Origin of the sequence: Arenimonas sp. MALMAid1274 (assembly GCF_049195245.1) — a bacterium.
GTDB lineage: Bacteria > Pseudomonadota > Gammaproteobacteria > Xanthomonadales > Xanthomonadaceae > Arenimonas.
Genome location: NZ_JBMIRR010000027.1, coordinates 536,460 through 554,888 on the forward strand (window position 1 = coordinate 536,460; position 18,429 = coordinate 554,888).

At 69.6% G+C, this 18,429-nt stretch carries 18 protein-coding genes and 1 pseudogene; 13 read left to right on the forward strand and 6 right to left on the reverse strand.

Features of this window, described 5'->3' with window-relative positions; all coding sequences use genetic code 11:
• Position 1: 1 nt before the first annotated feature.
• The 6 genes from ACOQFR_RS11045 to folE2 all read left to right on the forward strand — a co-directional run bounded on the left by ACOQFR_RS11045 (position 2) and on the right by folE2 (position 5,052).
• Positions 2-505, forward strand: coding sequence for a hypothetical protein (locus ACOQFR_RS11045; protein WP_421381820.1), 504 nt, complete (start codon positions 2-4; stop codon positions 503-505).
• Positions 502-1,860 (forward strand): TRZ/ATZ family hydrolase, encoded by a 1,359-nt coding sequence (locus tag ACOQFR_RS11050; RefSeq protein WP_421381822.1) that lies wholly within the window; start codon positions 502-504, stop codon positions 1,858-1,860. Before ACOQFR_RS11045 ends, ACOQFR_RS11050 begins: the two co-directional genes overlap by 4 nt.
• A complete protein-coding gene (ubiG, locus tag ACOQFR_RS11055; protein ID WP_421381824.1) occupies positions 1,857-2,564 on the forward strand; it encodes a bifunctional 2-polyprenyl-6-hydroxyphenol methylase/3-demethylubiquinol 3-O-methyltransferase UbiG in 708 nt (235 codons plus the stop codon). Before ACOQFR_RS11050 ends, ubiG begins: the two co-directional genes overlap by 4 nt.
• Positions 2,564-3,232 (forward strand): phosphoglycolate phosphatase, encoded by a 669-nt coding sequence (gene gph, locus ACOQFR_RS11060; protein WP_421381826.1) that lies wholly within the window; start codon positions 2,564-2,566, stop codon positions 3,230-3,232. Before ubiG ends, gph begins: the two co-directional genes overlap by 1 nt.
• Positions 3,229-3,987 carry a hypothetical protein gene (locus tag ACOQFR_RS11065; protein ID WP_421381828.1) on the forward strand — a complete coding sequence of 253 codons (759 nt, stop codon included), beginning with the start codon at positions 3,229-3,231 and terminating at the stop codon, positions 3,985-3,987. The genes gph and ACOQFR_RS11065 overlap by 4 nt, the downstream gene beginning before the upstream one ends.
• Positions 3,988-4,077: 90 nt before the next feature.
• Complete coding sequence (gene folE2 / locus ACOQFR_RS11070) at positions 4,078-5,052, forward strand: GTP cyclohydrolase FolE2 (protein WP_421381830.1); 975 nt, start codon at positions 4,078-4,080, stop codon at positions 5,050-5,052.
• 381 nt (positions 5,053-5,433) lie between these two features.
• On the opposite strand, the pseudogene ACOQFR_RS11075 reads toward folE2, so the two are convergent.
• From ACOQFR_RS11075 to yidD, 3 genes and pseudogenes are all read right to left on the reverse strand, one after another.
• Positions 5,434-6,273: pseudogene (locus ACOQFR_RS11075) on the reverse strand (M23 family metallopeptidase); the annotation flags it as partial.
• Positions 6,270-7,604, reverse strand: a complete 1,335-nt coding sequence (locus ACOQFR_RS11080) for a dihydroorotase (protein ID WP_421381832.1) — start codon at positions 7,602-7,604, stop codon at positions 6,270-6,272. The pseudogene ACOQFR_RS11075 and the gene ACOQFR_RS11080, both read right to left, overlap by 4 nt.
• Positions 7,601-7,837 (reverse strand): membrane protein insertion efficiency factor YidD, encoded by a 237-nt coding sequence (gene yidD, locus ACOQFR_RS11085; protein ID WP_421381834.1) that lies wholly within the window; start codon positions 7,835-7,837, stop codon positions 7,601-7,603. Before yidD ends, ACOQFR_RS11080 begins: the two co-directional genes overlap by 4 nt.
• A gap of 101 nt (positions 7,838-7,938) precedes the next feature.
• Between yidD and dksA the strand changes: the two genes are divergently transcribed.
• A complete protein-coding gene (dksA, locus tag ACOQFR_RS11090; RefSeq protein ID WP_421381836.1) occupies positions 7,939-8,904 on the forward strand; it encodes an RNA polymerase-binding protein DksA in 966 nt (321 codons plus the stop codon).
• 212 nt (positions 8,905-9,116) lie between these two features.
• Here the strand turns inward: dksA and ACOQFR_RS11095 are convergent, their stop codons facing one another.
• Genes ACOQFR_RS11095 through cysS form a run of 3 tightly spaced genes read right to left on the reverse strand, consistent with a single transcriptional unit; the run spans position 9,117 to position 12,681 of the window.
• A complete protein-coding gene (locus ACOQFR_RS11095) occupies positions 9,117-10,868 on the reverse strand; it encodes a DUF885 family protein (RefSeq protein WP_421381838.1) in 1,752 nt (583 codons plus the stop codon).
• Positions 10,869-10,873: 5 nt separating this feature from the next.
• Complete coding sequence (locus ACOQFR_RS11100; protein ID WP_421381840.1) at positions 10,874-11,311, reverse strand: SufE family protein; 438 nt, start codon at positions 11,309-11,311, stop codon at positions 10,874-10,876.
• The gene (cysS, locus tag ACOQFR_RS11105) at positions 11,311-12,681 is read right to left on the reverse strand and encodes a cysteine--tRNA ligase (protein ID WP_421381842.1); all 1,371 of its coding nucleotides are present in this window, start codon (positions 12,679-12,681) and stop codon (positions 11,311-11,313) included. Before cysS ends, ACOQFR_RS11100 begins: the two co-directional genes overlap by 1 nt.
• A gap of 181 nt (positions 12,682-12,862) precedes the next feature.
• Between cysS and ACOQFR_RS11110 the strand changes: the two genes are divergently transcribed.
• From ACOQFR_RS11110 to ACOQFR_RS11135, 6 genes are all read left to right on the forward strand, one after another.
• Positions 12,863-13,423: a glycine zipper 2TM domain-containing protein gene (locus ACOQFR_RS11110; RefSeq protein WP_421381844.1), complete on the forward strand. Its 561-nt coding sequence runs from the start codon at positions 12,863-12,865 to the stop codon at positions 13,421-13,423.
• A gap of 231 nt (positions 13,424-13,654) precedes the next feature.
• Complete coding sequence (locus ACOQFR_RS11115) at positions 13,655-14,659, forward strand: N-acetylornithine carbamoyltransferase (protein ID WP_421381846.1); 1,005 nt, start codon at positions 13,655-13,657, stop codon at positions 14,657-14,659.
• Between the two features lie 43 nt (positions 14,660-14,702).
• Positions 14,703-15,905: an argininosuccinate synthase gene (locus tag ACOQFR_RS11120; RefSeq protein ID WP_421381848.1), complete on the forward strand. Its 1,203-nt coding sequence runs from the start codon at positions 14,703-14,705 to the stop codon at positions 15,903-15,905.
• A 1-nt stretch (position 15,906) separates the two neighbouring features.
• The gene (locus ACOQFR_RS11125; RefSeq protein WP_421381850.1) at positions 15,907-17,004 is read left to right on the forward strand and encodes an acetylornithine deacetylase; all 1,098 of its coding nucleotides are present in this window, start codon (positions 15,907-15,909) and stop codon (positions 17,002-17,004) included.
• Positions 17,001-17,126 carry a hypothetical protein gene (locus ACOQFR_RS11130; RefSeq protein WP_421381852.1) on the forward strand — a complete coding sequence of 42 codons (126 nt, stop codon included), beginning with the start codon at positions 17,001-17,003 and terminating at the stop codon, positions 17,124-17,126. Before ACOQFR_RS11125 ends, ACOQFR_RS11130 begins: the two co-directional genes overlap by 4 nt.
• Entirely contained in the window at positions 17,119-18,426 is a 1,308-nt protein-coding gene (locus ACOQFR_RS11135; RefSeq protein ID WP_421381854.1) for an acetylglutamate kinase, read from the forward strand. Before ACOQFR_RS11130 ends, ACOQFR_RS11135 begins: the two co-directional genes overlap by 8 nt.
• Positions 18,427-18,429 lie beyond the last annotated feature (3 nt).

Sequence of the window (18,429 nt, forward strand, 5' to 3'; positions counted from 1 at the left end):
GATGCGCCGGGCGTTGGCCGTCTGTCTCGCGGGGGTGGTGCTCGTGGCGCCCGCCGCGGCGGCACCGCTGGACCGGGAGATCTATCCCAACGCCAGCGTCTACCGCGAGCCGGGCGTCACTGCGCTGCCGGGCAATGGCCTGGCCAAGGTGATCCGAGAGTCCTGCCCCGGGCAGGCCCGCGGAATGATCCACTTTCTGAACCTCGATGGTCGGCTGATCCGCGTCCGCAAGACCTGGCCCATCTATCTGGAACTGGCGCCGGGCGAACGCTCGCTCGAGATGGAGTACCTGGCGCCGTCCAGCCGTGGGGCTGGCCAGTGGTCGGGCACCGTCACGGTCCGCGCGTCGCTGCAGGCGGGCACCGCCTATGTCGTGCGATACCGGCGCACGGCCGAAGACGGCGTCAAAGCATGGTTGGAGCCGCTTCCGGACTTTGCGGGCGTCGGCCAGCTCACCGAAGTGTGTTTCCAGACCCCCGATCGCAAGGATGCCGACCCGCGATGACCGCCCCAGCATCGACGCCAGTTCCCCCCGTGACCTGCGACCTCCTGATCGAGGCGGGATGGGTGGTGCCCGTCGAACCGCATGCGGTGGTGCTGGAAGACCACGCCGTGGCCGTGCGCGATGGCGTGATCCTGGCGGTGTTGCCGCAGGCCGAGGCGCGCGAGCGGTTCAGCGCCCGCGAGGTGGTCAGCCGTCCGGGCTCGGTGCTGATCCCGGGCCTGGTCAATGCGCACTGCCACAACCCGATGACCCTGATGCGGGGCGTCGCCGACGACCTGCCGCTGATGACCTGGCTGCAGCAGCACATCTGGCCGATCGAAGGGCAGGTGATCGGGCCCGAGTTCGTGGCCGACGGCATCGAGCTGGCCGTGGCCGAGATGCTGCGCGGCGGCACCACCTGCTGCAACGAGAACTACTTCTTCCCCGACGTGCAGGCCGCGACCTATTCGCGCCTGGGCTTCCGCGCGCTGGTCGGACTGCCGGTCATCGCGTTCCCGACCGCGTGGGCCAAATCGCAGGACGAGTACTTCGACAAGGCGCTGGAGGTGCACGACAACTGGCGCCGCGATCCGCTGGTGCGCACCTGCTTCGCGCCGCACGCGCCCTATACCGTGGGCGACGACAGCTTCGAGCGCATCCGCATGCTCACCGACCAGCTCGACCTGCTGGTGCACCTGCACGTGCACGAGACCGCGCACGAGGTCGAGGAGTCGCAGCGCGAACACGGCATGCGCCAGATCGCCCGGCTCGACCGCCTGGGCCTGGTGACCGAGCGCCTGATCGCGGTGCACATGACCCAGCTCACCGACGCCGAGATCGCGCTGTGCGCCGAACGCGGCGTGTCGGTGGCGCACTGCCCCGAATCCAACCTCAAGCTGGCCTCGGGCTTCTGCCCGGTGCACAGGCTGCACCACGCCGGCGTCAATCTGGCGCTGGGCACCGACGGCTGCGCCAGCAACAACGACCTGGACATGTTCGGCGAGATGCGCACCGCGGCCCTGCTGGCCAAGGGCGTGGCCAGCGACGCCTCGGCGCTGGATGCCGCCAGCGCCCTGCGCATGGCCACGCTGGGCGGCGCGCGCGCGATGGGGCTGGGCGAGATGGTGGGTTCGATCGAGGTCGGGAAGCAGGCCGACCTGGCCTGCGTGGACCTGGACGCGCTGGAAACCCAGCCGATGTACAGCGCCATCTCGCAGCTGGTCTACGCCACCGGCCGCCACCAGGTCGGCGACGTCTGGGTCGCCGGCGTGCGCAAGCTGGCCGAGGGCCGGCTGGTGGACATGGACGTGCCCGCGATCCGCGCACGAACCCGCCAGTGGCAGCAGCGCATCGCCGGCATCCAGGGGGCGAAGTGAGCGCGCCGGCCGCCAATGCCAGCCAGGCCGAACTGGACAAGTTCGGCGCGCTGGCCAACCGTTGGTGGGATCCGGAAGGTCCGCAGCGCCCGCTGCATGAACTCAACCCGGCACGGCTGGGCTACGTGCGCGATCGAACGACGCTGGCGGGCGCCCGCGTGCTCGACGTCGGCTGCGGCGCCGGCCTGCTCAGCGAGGCGCTGGCGCGCGAAGGCGCCGTCGTCACGGCGCTGGACCTGGCGCCCGAGCTGATCGACGTCGCCCGCCTGCACCTGCTCGAATCCGGACTCACGGTGGACTACCGGCTGCAGTCGGTCGAAGCCCTGGCCGCCGAGGCTCCGGGGTCGTTCGATGCGATCACCTGCATGGAAATGCTGGAGCACGTGCCCGATCCCGCGGCCATCATCGGCGCCTGCCGGTCCCTGCTGCGGCCGGGCGGCCAGCTGTTCCTGTCCACGCTCAACCGTACGCCCGCGGCGTTCGCGGTGGCGATCGTCGGCGCGGAATACATCGCACGCCTTTTGCCACGCGGTACCCACGACTACAAGCAGTTCATCAGGCCGTCGGAACTGTCGGCGTGGCTGCGCGCCGCCGGCCTGTCGATCCGGGACGTCAGCGGTCTGGCCTACGATCCGATCCGCCGCAAGGCCTGGGTCGGCGGGCCCACCGCCATCAACTACCTGGCCTGCGCGGTGAAACCCTGATGTCCGCAAGCCTGGGCGTGGTGCTGTTCGACCTCGACGGCACCCTGGTCGACAGCGCGCCCGACCTCTGCAACGCGGTCAACCGCGTGCTGTCCGACCTGGGTCGCCCGCCGGTGCCGCTGGCGCGCCTGCGGCAGGTGGTGTCGAAGGGTGGCCGCGCGATGCTGGCCGTGGCCCTGCCGGAACTGGACGCGGACCAGCGCGAACCGCTGCTGGCGCCGTTCCTGGCCTACTACGGCCAGGCGCTGGCGAACGACAGCGCGGTGTTCGACGGCGTTGCCGAACTGCTGGCGGCCATCGAAGGCCGCGGCCTGCGCTGGGGCATCGTCACCAACAAGCCCGAAGGCCTGGCGCGCGGCGTGGTCGAAGGCTTCGGCTGGACCACGCGCTGCGCGGTGCTGGTCGGTGGCGACACCTTGCCCCGGCGCAAGCCCGATCCCGATCCGCTGCTGCTGGCCTGCGAGCGGCTCGGCGTGGCGCCTGCGGATGCGCTCTACGTCGGCGACGATCTTCGCGACATCCAGGCCGCGCGGGCCGCCGGCATGCCCTCGGTGGCCGCGCTGTGGGGCTATCGCGAGCCCGGCGACGACCCCTCGGTCTGGGGCGCGGACCACGCCTTCAACCATCCCCGCGACCTGCTGTCGCGCCCGGGCCTGCTGCCGGAATGAACGCGCCGGCGGTCGAAGCGGCGGCCCATTTCGTGGCCAAGTGGCACCGGCGCGAACCGGAGATGGCGCTGGCCGAAGTGTTCTCTGCCCCCGGCCAGCGCGAGCGCTTCCGCGCCTGGGGCGCCCTGGCGCATGAGCTGCGCGAGGCGGCGTTCGAACTCAGCGATGCGCGCGTGACCGCCGTGAAGTGCCAGTGGTGGGCCGAGGAACTGGTGCGGCTGGGGCAGGGCGCCGGCCGGCATCCGGTCAGTACGGCGCTGGCCGTGCCGGCGCTGCCGTGGCCGCGGCTGGCGCGCACCCTGCTGGACCAGGCGCAATACGACGCGCGACCGGCCGATGCGGCCGAGGCCATCACGCCGCTGCTGCCGTTCGCGCAGGCCCTGGCCGAGGTCGAAGCCGGCCTGTTCGATGCGCCGGCCGCGGATGCCCGCGCCATCGTCGTGCACTGGCTGCTGCACCGCCTGCCCGCCGGCCTGGCCTCGCCCGACCAGGCCCGGCTTCCGCTCAAGCTGCTCGCGCGGCATGGCCTCACCGTGGACCAGGTGGCGCAGGGGCAGGGCGAGGCCCTGCTGGCCGACTGGGCCACGATGCTGCTGGCGGAAACGGCGCCCTCGGGTCAGGGCAGCCTGTTCGCGCGCCTGCGCCATCGCTACACCCGCGCCCGCCTGCAGCGGCTGGCGGCGGGCAAAGGCTTCGCGCCGCCGCCGGGCTTCGCCAGCGTCTGGCGCGCCTGGCGCGTGGCCCGCGGCCGCTGAGACGCATCGTTGCGACATCGCCCGCGTGACTTGACGTAGCCTGCACCCGCCCTCACCTAGCTTCCCGTGACCTTGAACAGGAACGCCGACATGGCTCCCAGCACCCTCGACAACACCGCCCGCGTGATGCCCGACATCGCGGCCGAGCCCCGCCAGGCGCAGGCCGGCGTGCTCGACTGGGTCGGCATGGGCGAGATCGAGATGCCCGTCAGCCTCGCCGGCGACCAGGGCAGGACGCTCAGCAGCGGCGCCCGGGTCAACGCCTTCGTGAACCTGCGGCGCGGCGACGTGCGCGGCATCCACATGTCGCGACTGTACCTGCACGTGGACAAGGCGCTGTCGAACGAGCCGGTGACGCCGGCCAGCATCCGTCGCCTGCTGAAGGATTTCCTGGAATCGCACGCCGACCTGTCCGACCGCGCCATGGTCAGCCTGCGCTTCGAGCACCTGGTACGCCGCAAGGCGCTGGCCAGCGACAACAGCGGCTGGAAGAGCTATCCGGTCAGCATCACGGGCGTGATGGACCGCGGACATTTCGCGCTGGAGCTGGGCCTGCAGGCCGAATACTCCAGCACCTGCCCATGCTCGGCGGCGCTGGCGCGGCAGCTGATCCAGGAACAGTTCGACGCCGATTTCGCCGCCGGCAAGCCGGTGGACCGCGAGGCCGTGCTGGCCTGGCTGGGCACCGAGCAGGGCATCCGCGCCACGCCGCACAGCCAGCGCAGCCTGGCCGAGGTGAAGATCCGGCTGGTGCCTTCGTTCAAGGATTTCCCGATCGTCGAAATCATCGACCGCATCGAGGACGCGCTCAAGACGCCGGTGCAGACCGCGGTCAAGCGCGTGGACGAGCAGGCCTTTGCGCTGCTCAACGGCCAGAACCTGATGTTCTGCGAGGACGCGGCCCGGCGCATGCAGGCCGCGCTGGAGCAGGACGAGCGCATCAGCGACTTCTGGCTGCGCGCTTCGCACCACGAAAGCCTGCACCCGCACGATGCGGTGGCGGTGGCGACCAAGGGCGTGGCGGGAGGTTACACCTCGCTGCCCGACGGGCTCGCCGCGCGCTGAGCGGAGTCAGGCGCGGGCGCAGGCCGGCGCTTCGAAATACCGTCCCGCGGCACGGCGCAGCGCCGGCGCCAGGGCGTCGCCCTCCGCTGATACATGCTCGCCGGGCTTGCGGCCCGGCCAGAACAGGTACGCACCCTGCGGGTCGGGCACCACGAGCTCGATCTCTTCGCCGGCTTCCCGCAGCACCATCCGTTGCCCCACCACGACGGCGGAGTCCGGCGCCAGCGCCGTAGTCTCGCGCAGGCAACGCACGGACAGCGCGACCGCGGCTTCGACCTGGGCGACGGTGCCACTGCGAGGGTCCTGCGCGGACGGGTCTGCCGCGACGTAACCCACGATCGCAGGCGCGACCAGCTCGAACGCAGGGGTGCGCATCGCCACCTTCGCGCGCTCGAGCACCAGCAGCGGGTCGATCCGCACATCGAACCAGTTCATGCCCCAGTGCAGGTGCGGCCCCGTGGCACGACCGGTGGCGCCGACCGCAGCCACGACCTGGCCCTGTTCGACGCGGTCGCCGACCTTCACGTCGATGCGCGACAGGTGCAGGAAGTTCGAACTGATGCCGTGACCATGGTCGATGATCAGCGTGCCGCCGGTGATGTAGAAATCCTTCGCGGCCAGCGTGACGATGCCGGCTGCCGGCGCCTTCACCGGCGTGCCGGTGGCCACGGCGATGTCCATGCCCGAATGCGGGCTGCCCGGGCTGCCGTTGTAGATACGCTGGTTGCCGAAGCGCCCGCTGATGCGTCCGGTCACCGGCCAGATGAAGGCCTTGGCAAAATCTGCGCGGGCGTCGTCGGCCTGGCGGGCGGCATTAACCTGCGCCGCCTCGCGCGCGATGCGTGCGGCGACTTCCGGCGGCGGCGACACGGTGCGTGGCGGCACGCCGCTGACCTTCTCCACCGGCCAGTCGCGGGCCGTGACCGCGATCTCGACCGACTGCGGGGCGCCCTCCGGCGGGCGCACCGTCACCTGGATGGGGCCGGTTGCATCGCGGCCAATGCCGAACACCACGCTGCCGTAGCCGGTGACCCGCAGGCGGCGCCCGGCGTACTCCACTTCGCTGCCGGCCGGCACCTTGCCGATCACCATGGCGCCTTGCGACACCGATTCCGGGAACACGACCCGCGCGGCGTCCTGCTCGGGTCCGACGCTTTGCCTGGCCATCGCAGGCATCGCCATCGCCAAGGTCGCCAGCAGGGCGCCCAGCAGCCACCTCATCGCGCGAACGCCAAGGCCTGGCCGATCGGTGCGCCGACATGCTGGCGGCCATCCCAAGCCAGCTGCCCGTTGACGAAGGTCGAGGCCACGCGCGAGCGGAAGGTCTCGCCCTCGAACGGCGACCAGCCGCAGCGCGACAGCACGTCCTCGCGCCGCACCACGAAGGGCGCGTCCGGATCCACCAGCACCAGGTCGGCGAAATAGCCTTCGCGCAGGTAGCCGCGCTGCTGGATGCCGAAGCGGATGGCCGGCGCGTGGCAAATCTTCTGCACCAGGTGCGGCAGGCTGAAGTGGCCATCGTGCACCTTCTGCAGCGCGCAGCTCAGGAAATCCTGCACCAGCGGCAGGCCTGACGGCGCCGTGAGGTAAGGCTGCTGCTTCTCGGCCAGGGTGTGCGGCGCATGGTCGGTGGCCAGCACGTCCACGCGGTCCTCGGCCACCGCGCGGATGATCGCGGCGCGGTCGCTGGCTTCCTTGATGGCGGGATTGCACTTGATGAAGTTGCCGCGGGTGGCGTAGTCGGCGCGCGCGAAGTGCAGGAAGTGCACGCAGGTCTCGGCGGTGATCTGCTTGCCGTCCACCGGGCCGGGCTCGAACAGCATCAGCTCCTCGGCGGTGCTGATGTGCAGCACGTGCAGGGCGGTGCCGTGGCGCCGGGCCAGCTCCAGCGCCAGCCGCGTAGACTTGATGCAGGCCTCGCGCGAGCGGATCTCGCCGTGCAGGTCCACGGGAATGTCGTCGCCGTACTTCGCACGCGCCCTGGCCATCTCGGCGTCGATCATCGGCGTGTCTTCGCAGTGCGTGATGATCGGCACGCGGCACTCGCGGAACATCGCGTCCAGGATGTCGGGGTCGTCCACCAGCATGTTGCCGGTCGAGGCGCCCATGAAGATCTTCAGCCCCGGCGTGGTGGCGGGGTCGATGCGTTTGACGTTCTCGAGGTTGTCGTTGCTGGCGCCGAAGTAGAAGCCGAAATTGGCGCGCGAGCGGCCGGCGGCGCGCCGGTACTTGTCGGCCAGCGCGTCGTTGTCGAGCGTGGGCGGCTTGGTGTTGGGCATCTCCAGGTAGCTGGTGACGCCGCCGGCCACTGCGGCCGCCGGTTCGCTGGACAGGTCGCCCTTGTGTTCCAGGCCGGGCTCGCGGAAGTGCACCTGGGCATCGATCACGCCCGGCAGCAGCCAATGGCCCCGGGCATCGTGCACGGTCTCGCCCTCGCGGGCATCGAGACTGGCGCCGATCTGGTCGATGCGGTCGCCGCGCACGCGCAGGTCGCCCTCGAATTCCCGGCCTTCATTGACCATCCTCGCGTTCTTGATCAGCAGCTGCTTCATGGGTTTCCCTTCGTGGGCCAGGTTTGGGGCACCTCGTCCAGGCCGCCCGGGTGCAGGGGATGGCAGCGGCCGATGCGTTTAACTCCCAGCCAGCTGCCGCGCAGCACGCCGAAGCGGTCCACCGCCTGCATGGTGTACTCCGAACAGCTGGGATAGAAGCGGCAGCGCTGGCCCAGCAGCGGGCTGATGGCCAGCTTGTAGCCCCGGAGCAGCAGGATGACGGTTTTTTTCACTGATTGCGCCGGCAACAAAGCGGGCTTAAGGTTGCCGCTGGAGAAGGACTAGGCTATAACACGCCGCCTTCGAGCCTCAAGGAAAGAGAGGAATCGCCCTAGTGGCCGCAAAGAAACCAGCCAAGAAGGCCGCCAAGCCGGCCGCCAAGAAGCCCGTCAAGGTCAGCAAGCCGGTGAAGAAGCCGGTTGCCAAGTCCAAGCCGGCCGCCAAACCCGTCAAGAAGGCGCCTGCGCCTGCAAAGAAGGTCACCACGTCCGTCAAGAAGGCCGCAAAGCCCGTTGCCAAGGGCAAGCCGGCTGCAAAGCCGGTGAAGAAGGCCGCCAAACCGGCCGCCAAATCCATCGCCAAGAAACCGGCCGCCAAGCCGGCCAAGCCCGCGGTCAAGGCTCCGGCCAAGCCGGTGGCCAAGGTCACCGCCAAGGTCGCTGCCAAGCCCGCGGCCAAGCCGGTCGCGAAGCCGATTGCGAAACCCGCGCCGAAGCCGGCCGAGAAGCCGTCCACCCCGCCGGCCGCCAAGGCCAAGCCGGCGGCAGCGCCCGCGCCTGCGCCCAAGGCGGCCGCTACGGCGCCGAAGCGCGAAGGCGGCGTCCGCGCCGGCTACGTCAAGCCGAGCGCGCCGCGTCCCGAGCGCATGAAGCCCGCGGCCAGCCGCGAACGCGTCACGCTGCCCGCCGGCTACAAGCCGGGCCCGAAAGAGGAATACATGGGCCCGATGCAGCTGGAGTACTTCCGCCAGCGTTTGCTGCAGTGGAAGGACGACCTGGTGGACGAGTCCAAGCAGACCATCGAGAACCTCAAGGAAGAAGTGCGTGACGTCGGCGACGAAGCCGAGCGCGCCAGCCGCGAATCCGAGAACTCGCTGGAGCTCCGCACCCGCGACCGCTACCGCAAGCTGATCAGCAAGATCGACAGCACGCTCAAGCGCATCGAGGACGGCAGCTACGGCTACTGCGTGGACACCGGCGAAGAGATCGGCCTGGACCGCCTGGAAGCCCGCCTCACCGCCGAGCGCACCATCGACGCCCAGGAACGCTGGGAACACCGCCAGAAACAGATGGGCGAATAACCCGCCCGCCTTCTGGCACCGACAGGGCCCCGCGATTGCGGGGCCTTGTTTTTTTTGGCCGCGGATTTACGCGGATAAGAGCGGATCGAATTCAGTTCGTGGGCTGCGCGTTGCACGCGATCGATCGGATGCTTGCAAGCGCCGCGGCCAACACCCATCCAGCACCATCGGCGCTTATCCGCGTCCATCTGCGCAAATCCGCGGCAAAAACCCTACTTACCGAAGTCGTAGAACTTCCAGTCCCCCCGCAGGCCACCCGAGAGCGAGTCACCGCGCAGGCGCGCCCGCACCACGGCCACCGGCATGGGTCCACCCTTGAGGATGGCGTCGTGGAAGTCGCGTTCGCCCATCTTGCCGCCCAGCACGAGTTCCCGGTGCAGGGCCTGGAACTGCAGGCCACCGATCATGTAGGCGATCTGGTAGAGCGGGCCGTAGTCGCCGGCGAAGCTGCGCCGCACTTCGGCGCGTGCGTTCTCACGTTCATGCCCGACGCGTTCCACCAGCAGGTCCACCGCCTGGTCGGGCGTCATCCTGCCGGTGTGGAAGCCCAGCGAGAACAGGATGCGCGCGGCCCGGTGGCTGCGCCAGAACAGCATGCCGATCCTGTCTTCGGGCGTGGCCGCGAAGCCGCGTTCGTACAGGCGGAATTCCCAGTACAGCGCCCAGCCCTCGGTCCAGAACGGCGTGTCGAACAGCTCGCGGTGGGTCTGGTAGCGGGTGTTGTAGAAATATTGCAGGTGGTGGCCCGGGATCAGCTCGTGGTGCACCACGGCGCGCGAGAAGTGGCGGTTGTTGCCGCGCAGTGCCATCAGCTTCTTGTCGTGCGGCATGGTGTCGGTGGGGTAGGCGACCCACACGTCCTGACCGCCCAGGAAGAACGGCGCCTGCAGCTGGTACTCCGGCGTGAGCATGGTCATGCGCCAGTCGCGCTTGGCCAGTTCGGGCACGGTGACCAGGTTGTTGTCTTCCAGGTAGCGGATCGCCTCGTCGGCCAGTTCCACCACGAGCCGCGGCTGGTCGCCGGGCGCCGGGTGGCGCGCCTTCACCGCCTCCAGCGCCTGCCGCCAGTCGGGCTGGCCCATCTCGGCGGCTGCTTTTTCCATTTCGCGCTGGCACCAGGCCAGTTCGCGTTCGGCCAGGGCGATCAGCTGCTCGGGCGTATAGGGGATCAACTCGTGCCGCAGGTCGGCCAGCAGGGCCTCGCGGCCGATTGGATCGCCGATGATGGTTTCCGGGTCGTTGGCGCCGGCCAGCTTTTCCCGCAGCAGCTTGGCATGTGCTTCCAGCGCCTGGTCCAGGGCTTCGTAGGGCTGCCGGGTCCACCAGCTGAACTGCGGGTCGTAGCCGGCATGGAAGCCGTACCACTCCTTGAGGTCGGCGCGCACGCCATCGGCCAGCCGCGCCGCGCGATTGGCGACGATTGGCGACACGTCCAGTGCCTTCGGATCCTTGGCCAGGCGTGCTTGCAGCTGCAGCAGCTCGCGGCGGCTGCGGTCGAGCTGCTCGGCGCTGGCCCGCGCATCGGGATAGGCCAGCGCGCGGCGGGCTTCGGCCAGCGCAATCAGGCCATCCACGCCGGGCAGCAGCGGGGCAGCCGCAACGTACCGCGCCCGCTCGAAGTCGAGCTGCTGCCGCCGATAGTCGAGGTCTCGCCGCATCAGCGACAGGTCGATCGCGTCTTCCACGCCCAGGCTGCCGGCATCCACTTCCTGCAGCCGGGCCTGCCAGGCCTGGTACAGCGCGCGAAGGGCCGCTTCCCGACGCGGTCCGGCGGTGACGTCCTGCACGCGCTGCAGGCTGGCCAGGTCGCTGCGGAAACGCGCGACGATGGGCGCCATGCGCTGCGCATCGGCCGGCATGTCGGCCAGCGCCGGCGCCAGATCGGCGGGCGCGGCCGGCGAAGTCAGCGGCGCGAGCAGCGCAGCGGCGACGCAAAAGGCCAGCAGGCGGCGGGCGATGGGCATGCGGATTACTCCTGGGGCGGCGCGAGCCGGCGGGCGGTGGCCTGGATGAAATCGAGCAGCGAGGCCATGCCATTGCTGCGCGTCGCGGAAAGATGTTTGGCCAGGCCGATGGCGCCGACGTAGTCGGGCGGCGTGGCGAGGATCTCGGCGGCGCTGCGGCCGGAGTACACGCGCAGCGCGAGGAAGATCAGCCCGGACACGATGGTCGAGTCGCTGATGGCGTGAAATTCGATGGCCTCGGCATCGCCTTCGGCCACGATCCAGACCATGGACTGGCAGCCCAGCAGGCGGTTGGCCTCGGTCTTCCATTCCTCGGGCAGCGGCGGCAGCTTGCGCCCGAGGTCGATCAGGTACTGGTAGCGTTCGGACCAGTCGGCGAAGTAGGCGAACTCTTCGGCGATCGCGGCCTGCGCCAGCGCCGCGCTGGCCTCGGTCGGCCGCATCAGCCGCGCCTCCAGCGCACGCCCTGGGCGGTGTCTTCCAACAGTACGCCTTCGCTGGCCAGCTGGCGGCGAATGGCGTCGGCGCGGATGAAGTCGCGCGCCTGCTTGGCAGCGTTGCGCTCGTCCACCAGGGCCTGGATGCGGACGTCGTCGCCATCCACGCTGCCGCGGCCGAACCAGGCGGCCGGCGGCTGCTGCAGCAGGCCCAGCAGCTTGCCGCCGCCCAGCAGTTCGGCCTTGAGGCTGGCACGCGTGAGCGGACTGTCGGCCTTGCGCGCTTCGCCGGCGATGCGGGCCAGTTCGGCCAGCGCGGCCGGGGTGTTGAGGTCGTCGCAAAGCGCGGACTCGACCTCGATCGGCACCATCGGCTCGATCACCGGCACGTCGGCCAGGTCGCGCAGGGTGCCGTACAGGCGATCGAGCGTGCGCACGCTCTGTTCGATCAGGGCATCGGACCAGTCCAGCGGCTGCCGGTAGTGGGCCGAGAGCAGGGCGTAGCGCAGGGCCTCGGGCGGATGCTGCTCCAGCAGGTCGTGCACCAGGTAGACGTTGCCCACCGACTTGGACATCTTGGCACCGCCCAGGTTGAGCATGCCGTTGTGCAGCCAGTAGCGGGCGAAGACCTGGCCGCCGTGGGCGCAGGTGCTCTGGGCGATCTCGTTCTCGTGGTGCGGAAACTGCAGGTCCACGCCACCGCCATGGATGTCGATGGTTTCGCCCAGGTGGGTGGCGGCCATGGCCGAGCACTCGATGTGCCAGCCCGGGCGGCCCACGCCCCAGGGCGAGTCCCAGCCCGGCAGGTCGGGTGGGGAGGGTTTCCACAGCACGAAGTCGCCGGGATCGCGCTTGTACGGCGCCACCTCGACCCGGGCTCCGGCCAGCATTTCTTCGGGGTCGCGGCGCGAGAGCTTGCCGTAGTCGGGGAAGCTGGCCACCGAGAACAGCACGTGGCCCTCGGCGGCATAGGCATGGCCGCTTTCCACGAGCTGCCCCATCATGGCGATGATCTGCGGGATGTGGGCGGTGGCGTAGGGCACCACGTCCGGCGGCGCCACGCCCAGGCGGGCCATGTCGTCCTGGTAGGCCGCAGCGTACTTGTCGGTGATGCGGCTGATGGGCACGCCCAGCTCGCGGGCCGCGTGGTTGATCTTGTCGTCCACGTCGGTGATGTTGCGGGCGTAGACCAGGCGCGGGTAGCGCCGCCGCAGCAGGTTGGCCAGCACGCCGAAGACCACGGGCGGACGGGCATTGCCGATGTGGACGTAGTTGTAGACGGTGGGCCCGCAGACGTACATCGTGACCCGGCGGGGGTCCTGGGGCTCGAAGGCTTCGAGCTGCCTGTGCAGGTTGTTGTAGAGGCGCAGTTCCATGGCGGAAGGCAGTCTGAAAGCCTGAGTCTAGCAAGCCCGGAACGGCCGTTTAACGAAAATCTTAGGCTTGGGTTCAGGCGTTTGCTGTTTGAATGCCGGCCATGAGCATGGCGCGCGGTCCGGCAGGTCCGGACTGGACCGGGGAGGTCCGGCGCCTGGCCCGCCCCGACGGAGATCGACCATGAGCACCGCAACCCGCCTCCTTCCGATCCTGCTGCTGGCCTGCACCGGCCCGGCCCTGGCCCAGTACGACCCCGACTACGACGACGGCAGCTACTACGCCGAAAGCGCCCCGGAGAACGTCAGCTACGGCTACGCCCAGGTCCTGCGGGCCGACGAGGTGGTGGAAACCGTGCGCACCCGGGTGCCGGAAGAGCGCTGCAGCGATACCGAATACCGCCAGTCCGGCCGCACCACCGGCGGCACCGTGATCGGTGCCATCGTGGGCGCCGCGCTGGGCAATACGGTCGGCGACGGCGATGGCCGCCGCGCGGCCACCGTGGCCGGTGCCGTGGCCGGTGGCGCCATCGGCAACAACATCGCCCGCCAGCGCGCCGAGGCCGAGTCCCGGGGCTGCCAGCTGGTCGAGGTCGAGCGCGAGGAGCGCCAGGTCGTGGGTTACGACGTCGAGTACATGTACAAGGGCGACAAGTACATGTCGCGCCTGCCCTACGATCCGGGCAACCGCCTGCGCATCCGCGTCTCGGTCACGCCCGACGACGTCGAGACCGCCGCGCGCTGAGTTGCCACCCGGCCCCGCGCTCGGCATACTCCCGTCCCATGAACCTGTCCAAGGCCGCCACCGACGTCCTCAGCTCCGCCTACATGGCGGCGGGCATGACCTCGCGTGCGCGCCGACCGGAACCCTCCACGCCAGCTGGGTAACCCGGACGTAGCCGCATGTTCACCGGAAAAGCCCAGCCTAGCGCTGGGCTTTTTTGTTTTCCGACCTCCCACAGGACGCCCTGACCCGATGAAGCACTTCCTCAACACCCAGGACTGGACCCGGCCCGAGCTGGACGCGCTGCTGGCGCAAGCGGCTGCGTTCAAGCGCTCCCGGTCCGGCGACCAGCTCAAGGGCAAGTCGATCGCCCTGGTGTTCTTCAATCCCTCGCTGCGCACCCGCACCAGCTTCGAACTGGGTGCGTTCCAGCTGGGTGGCCATGCCGTGGTGCTGCAGCCGGGCAAGGACGCGTGGCCGATCGAGTTCAAGCTGGGCACGGTGATGGACGGCGAGGCCGAGGAGCACATCGCCGAGGTGGCGCGGGTGCTGTCGCGCTACGTGGACCTGATCGCGGTGCGCGCCTTCCCGAAGTTCCAGGACTGGGCGGTGGACCGCGAGGACCAGGTGCTGCGCAGCTTCGCCAAATATTCCACGGTGCCGGTCATCAACCTGGAGACCATCACCCACCCCTGCCAGGAACTGGCGCACGTGATGGCGCTGCAGGAACACTTCGGCACGACTGACCTGCGCGGCCGGAAGTTCGTGCTGACCTGGACCTACCATCCCAAGCCGCTGAACACGGCAGTGGCCAATTCCGCGCTCACCATCGCCACGCGCATGGGGATGGACGTGACCCTGCTGTGCCCCACGCCCGAGTACGTGCTCGACGAGCGCTACATGGGCTGGGCGGCCGACAACGTCGCCGAAAGTGGCGGCTCGCTGCAGGTCAGCCACGACCCGGCCCAGGCCTATGCCGGAGCCGACGTGGTGTATGCCAAGAGCTGGGGCGCGCTGCCGTACTTCGGCCGCTGGGACGCCGAAAAGCCGATCCGCGAGGCGCACCGACACTTCATCGTGGACGAAGCCAAGATGGCGCTGACCAATCAGGGCGTCTTCAGCCATTGCCTGCCGCTGCGCCGCAACGTCAAGGCCACCGACGGGGTGATGGATGCGCCTTACTGCATCGCCATCGAGGAGGCCGAGAACCGGCTGCATGTGCAGAAGGCGATCATGGCGGCGTTGGCCACGCAATAGTGGCACCTCTACTTCTTCGTTCAATTACTTCGGATCGCACACCATGACCCCTGCCAAGCCCATCGTCCTCGCCTTCTCCGGCGGCCTCGACACCAGCTTCTGCATTCCCTGGCTGCAGGAGCGCGGCTGGGCCGTGCATACCGTGTTCGCCGACACCGGCGGCGTGGATGCCGAAGAGCGGGCCTACATCGAGGCGCGGGCGGCCGAACTTGGCGCGGCCAGCCACGTCACCGTGGACGGCGGTCCGGCGATCTGGGACGGCTTCGTCAAGCCCTTCGTGATGGCGGGCGAGGGCTACCAGGGCCAGTACCCGCTGCTGGTGTCGGACCGTTACCTGATCGTGGACGCGGCGCTGCGGCGCGCCGCCGAAGTCGGCACGCGCGCCATCGCGCACGGCTGCACCGGCATGGGCAACGACCAGGTGCGCTTCGACCTGGCGGTGAAGGCCGCCGGCGACTACGAGATCGTGGCGCCGATCCGCGAGATCCAGAAGGAACACACCCAGACCCGCGCCTATGAACAGGCCTACCTGGAGCAGCGCGGCTTCGAGGTGCGCGCCAAGCAGAAGGCCTACACCATCAACGAGAACCTGCTGGGCCTGACCATGTCCGGCGGCGAGATCGACCGCTGGGAGGCGCCGGGCGAGGGCGCCCGCGGCTGGTGCGCGCCGCGCGCCGAGTGGCCGGCCGCGCCGCTGCGCGCCACGCTGAGCTTCCGCGCCGGCGAGGCGGTGGCGCTGGACGGACAGCCGATGGCCGGCGCGGCGCTGCTGGCCCGCCTCAATGCCGCGTTCGGCAAGTACGGCGTGGGCCGCGGCATGTACACCGGCGACACCACGATCGGCCTCAAGGGCCGCATCATTTTCGAGGCGCCCGGCCTGGCCGTGCTGCTGGCGGCGCACCGCGCGCTGGAAGAAGCCGTGCTGACCAAGCACCAGAACCGCTTCAAGCCCGAAGTGGCGCGCAAGTGGGTCGAGCTGGTCTACGAAGGCTTCTACAACGATCCGCTCAAGACCGACCTGGAAGCCTTCCTGGCCTCCAGCCAGGCCTGCGTCAACGGCGAGGTGGTGGTCGAGACCCAGGGCGGCCGCGTGGACGCGGTCGCCGTGCGCTCGCCGCACCTGCTGCATGCCAAGGGCGCCACCTATGCCCAGTCCGCGGACTGGGGCGTGGCCGAGGCCGAAGGTTTCATCCGCCTCTACGGCATGAGCAGCACGCTCTGGGCCGAAGTCAACCGCAGGGACTGAGATGAGCGATCTGCTGCCCGAGGTCCTGGAACACCTGAAGGCGCTGGTGTCGTTCGACACCCGCAACCCGCCGCGCGAGATCGGCACGGGCGGCATCTTCGACTACCTGCGCGCGCAGCTGCCGGATTTCCGCGTGCAGGTCACCGACCACGGCGCCGGCGCGGTTTCCATGCTGGCCGTGCGTGGCGCGCCCCGGCGTGTGTTCAACGTGCACCTGGACACGGTGCCGGCGTCGCCCGCGTGGACCGCTGATCCGCATGTCCTGCGCGTCACCGCCGATCGCGCCATCGCGCTGGGTGCCTGCGACATCAAGGGCGCCGCCGCCGCCCTGGTGGCCGCCGCGCGGCGCACCCCCGGCGACGTGGCCTTCCTGTTCACCACCGACGAGGAAGCCAATGACGCGCGCTGCATCGCGGCCTTCCTGGCCAGTGACCACGGCTTCACCGAAGCCATCGTCGCCGAGCCGACCATGGGCCAGGCCGTGCTGGCGCATCGCGGCATCAGTTCCGTGCTGATGCGCTTCCGCGGCGAGGCGGGCCATGCTTCGGGCCAGCAGGCGCGCGAGACCAGCGCGCTGCACGCGGCGATCCGCTGGGGCGGGCAGGCGCTGGACTTCGTGCAGGCGCAGGACCACCTGCGCTTTGGCGGGCTGACCGGCCTGCGCTTCAACATCGGCCGCGTCGAGGGCGGCATCAAGGCCAACATGATCGCGCCCAGCGCCGAGCTGCGCTTCGGATTCCGGCCGCTGCCCTCGCAGTCGCCGGAGACGCTGCACGAGCTGTTCCGCAGCTTTGCACCCGCCGGGCTGCTGGCGTCGTACGAGGAGACCTTCAGCGGCCCCTCGCTGCCGTCGGGTGACGTCGCCCGCGCCGAGGAGCGCCGCCTGGCCGCGCGCGACCTGGCCGACGATCTGGGCCTGCCGATCGGCAACGCCGTGGACTTCTGGACGGAGGCCTCGTTGTTTTCGCAGGCCGGCCTCACCGCCTTCGTGTACGGACCCGGCGACATCGCCCAGGCCCACACCGCCGACGAATGGGTGTCGCTGGACCAGCTGCATGCCGTCGCCACTTCCTACTGCCGCCTGATGGAACACCAATGAACGACCTGAGCCTGCGATCGCACGTTCCCCTCTCGCCCCTGCTGGCCACCGGCGCCCTGGACGCCAGCCGGAGGACGCTTCCGGGATTCTCCTTCGACCACGCCGACGCTGACCATGACTGAGATGCGCACCACGATCGTCCGGCTGCTGTCCAACATGGCCAGCGCCAAGGAGATCCAGCAGTACCTCAAGCGCTTCTCGCAGCTCGACGCCGAGCGCTTCGCCGTGGTCAAGGTCGGCGGCGCGATCCTGCGCGACGACCTCGATGCGCTGGTGTCCTCGCTGTCCTTCCTGCAGCAGGTGGGCCTGACGCCGATCGTGATCCACGGCGCCGGCCCGCAGCTGGACGAACGCATGAAGGCGGCGAAGATCGAGAAAGTCACCGTGGACGGCCTGCGCGTCACCGACGCGGCCGGCCTGGCGATCGTGCGCCAGGTGTCGCAGCAGGAAAACCTGCGCCTGGTCGAGGCCCTGCAGGCGCAGGGCGTGCGTGCCACCTCGATCACCTCGGGCGTGTTCGAGTGCGATTTCCTGGGCAAGCGCAAGTACGGCCTGGTCGGCAAGGTGGATGCGGTGCACGTGGCCAGCATCCAGGCCGCGATCAAGGTCGGCTCGATCCCCGTGATCGCGTCGCTGGGCGAGACCGCCGGCGGCCAGATCCTCAACATCAACGCCGACTGGGCCGCCAACGAGCTGGTCAAGACCCTGCAGCCCTACAAGATCATCTTCCTCACCGGCACCGGCGGCCTGCTAGACGGCGACGGCCAGGTGATCGACTCGATCAACCTGAGCACCGAGTACGCCGAGCTGCTGCGCCAGCCCTGGCTGCACTCGGGCATGAAGCTGAAGATCGAGCAGATCCACGACCTGCTGATGGAGCTGCCGCCCTCGAGCTCGGTGTCGATCACGCGGCCCGACCAGCTGGCCAAGGAGCTGTTCACCCACCGCGGCTCGGGCACCCTGGTGCGCCGCGGCGAGCAGGTGCGTGCGGTCACGTCGTGGAAGAAGCTCGACCTGAAGCGGCTCAAGGTGCTGATCGAGTCCGGCTTTGGCCGCAAGCTGGCGCCCGACTATTTCGAGCGCACCGTGCTGCACAAGGCCTACGTGAGCGAACACTACCGCGCCGCGCTGGTGATCACGCTCGAGGACGGCATCCCGCACCTGGACAAGTTCGCGGTCAGCGACGACGCGCAGGGCGAAGGCCTGGGTCGCGCCGCGTGGCAGGTGATGCGCAGCGAGATGCCCCAGCTGTTCTGGCGCGCGCGCGCCGGCAACCCGGTGAACGATTTCTACTTCGACGAAGCCGATGGCTGCCTCAAGGGCGAGAAGTGGAACGTGTTCTGGTACGGGCTGGAGGGCTGGGAGCAGATCCGCTATGCGGTCGAGCACTGCCTTGCCCGCCCCGCGACCTTGAAGGGCTGAGCG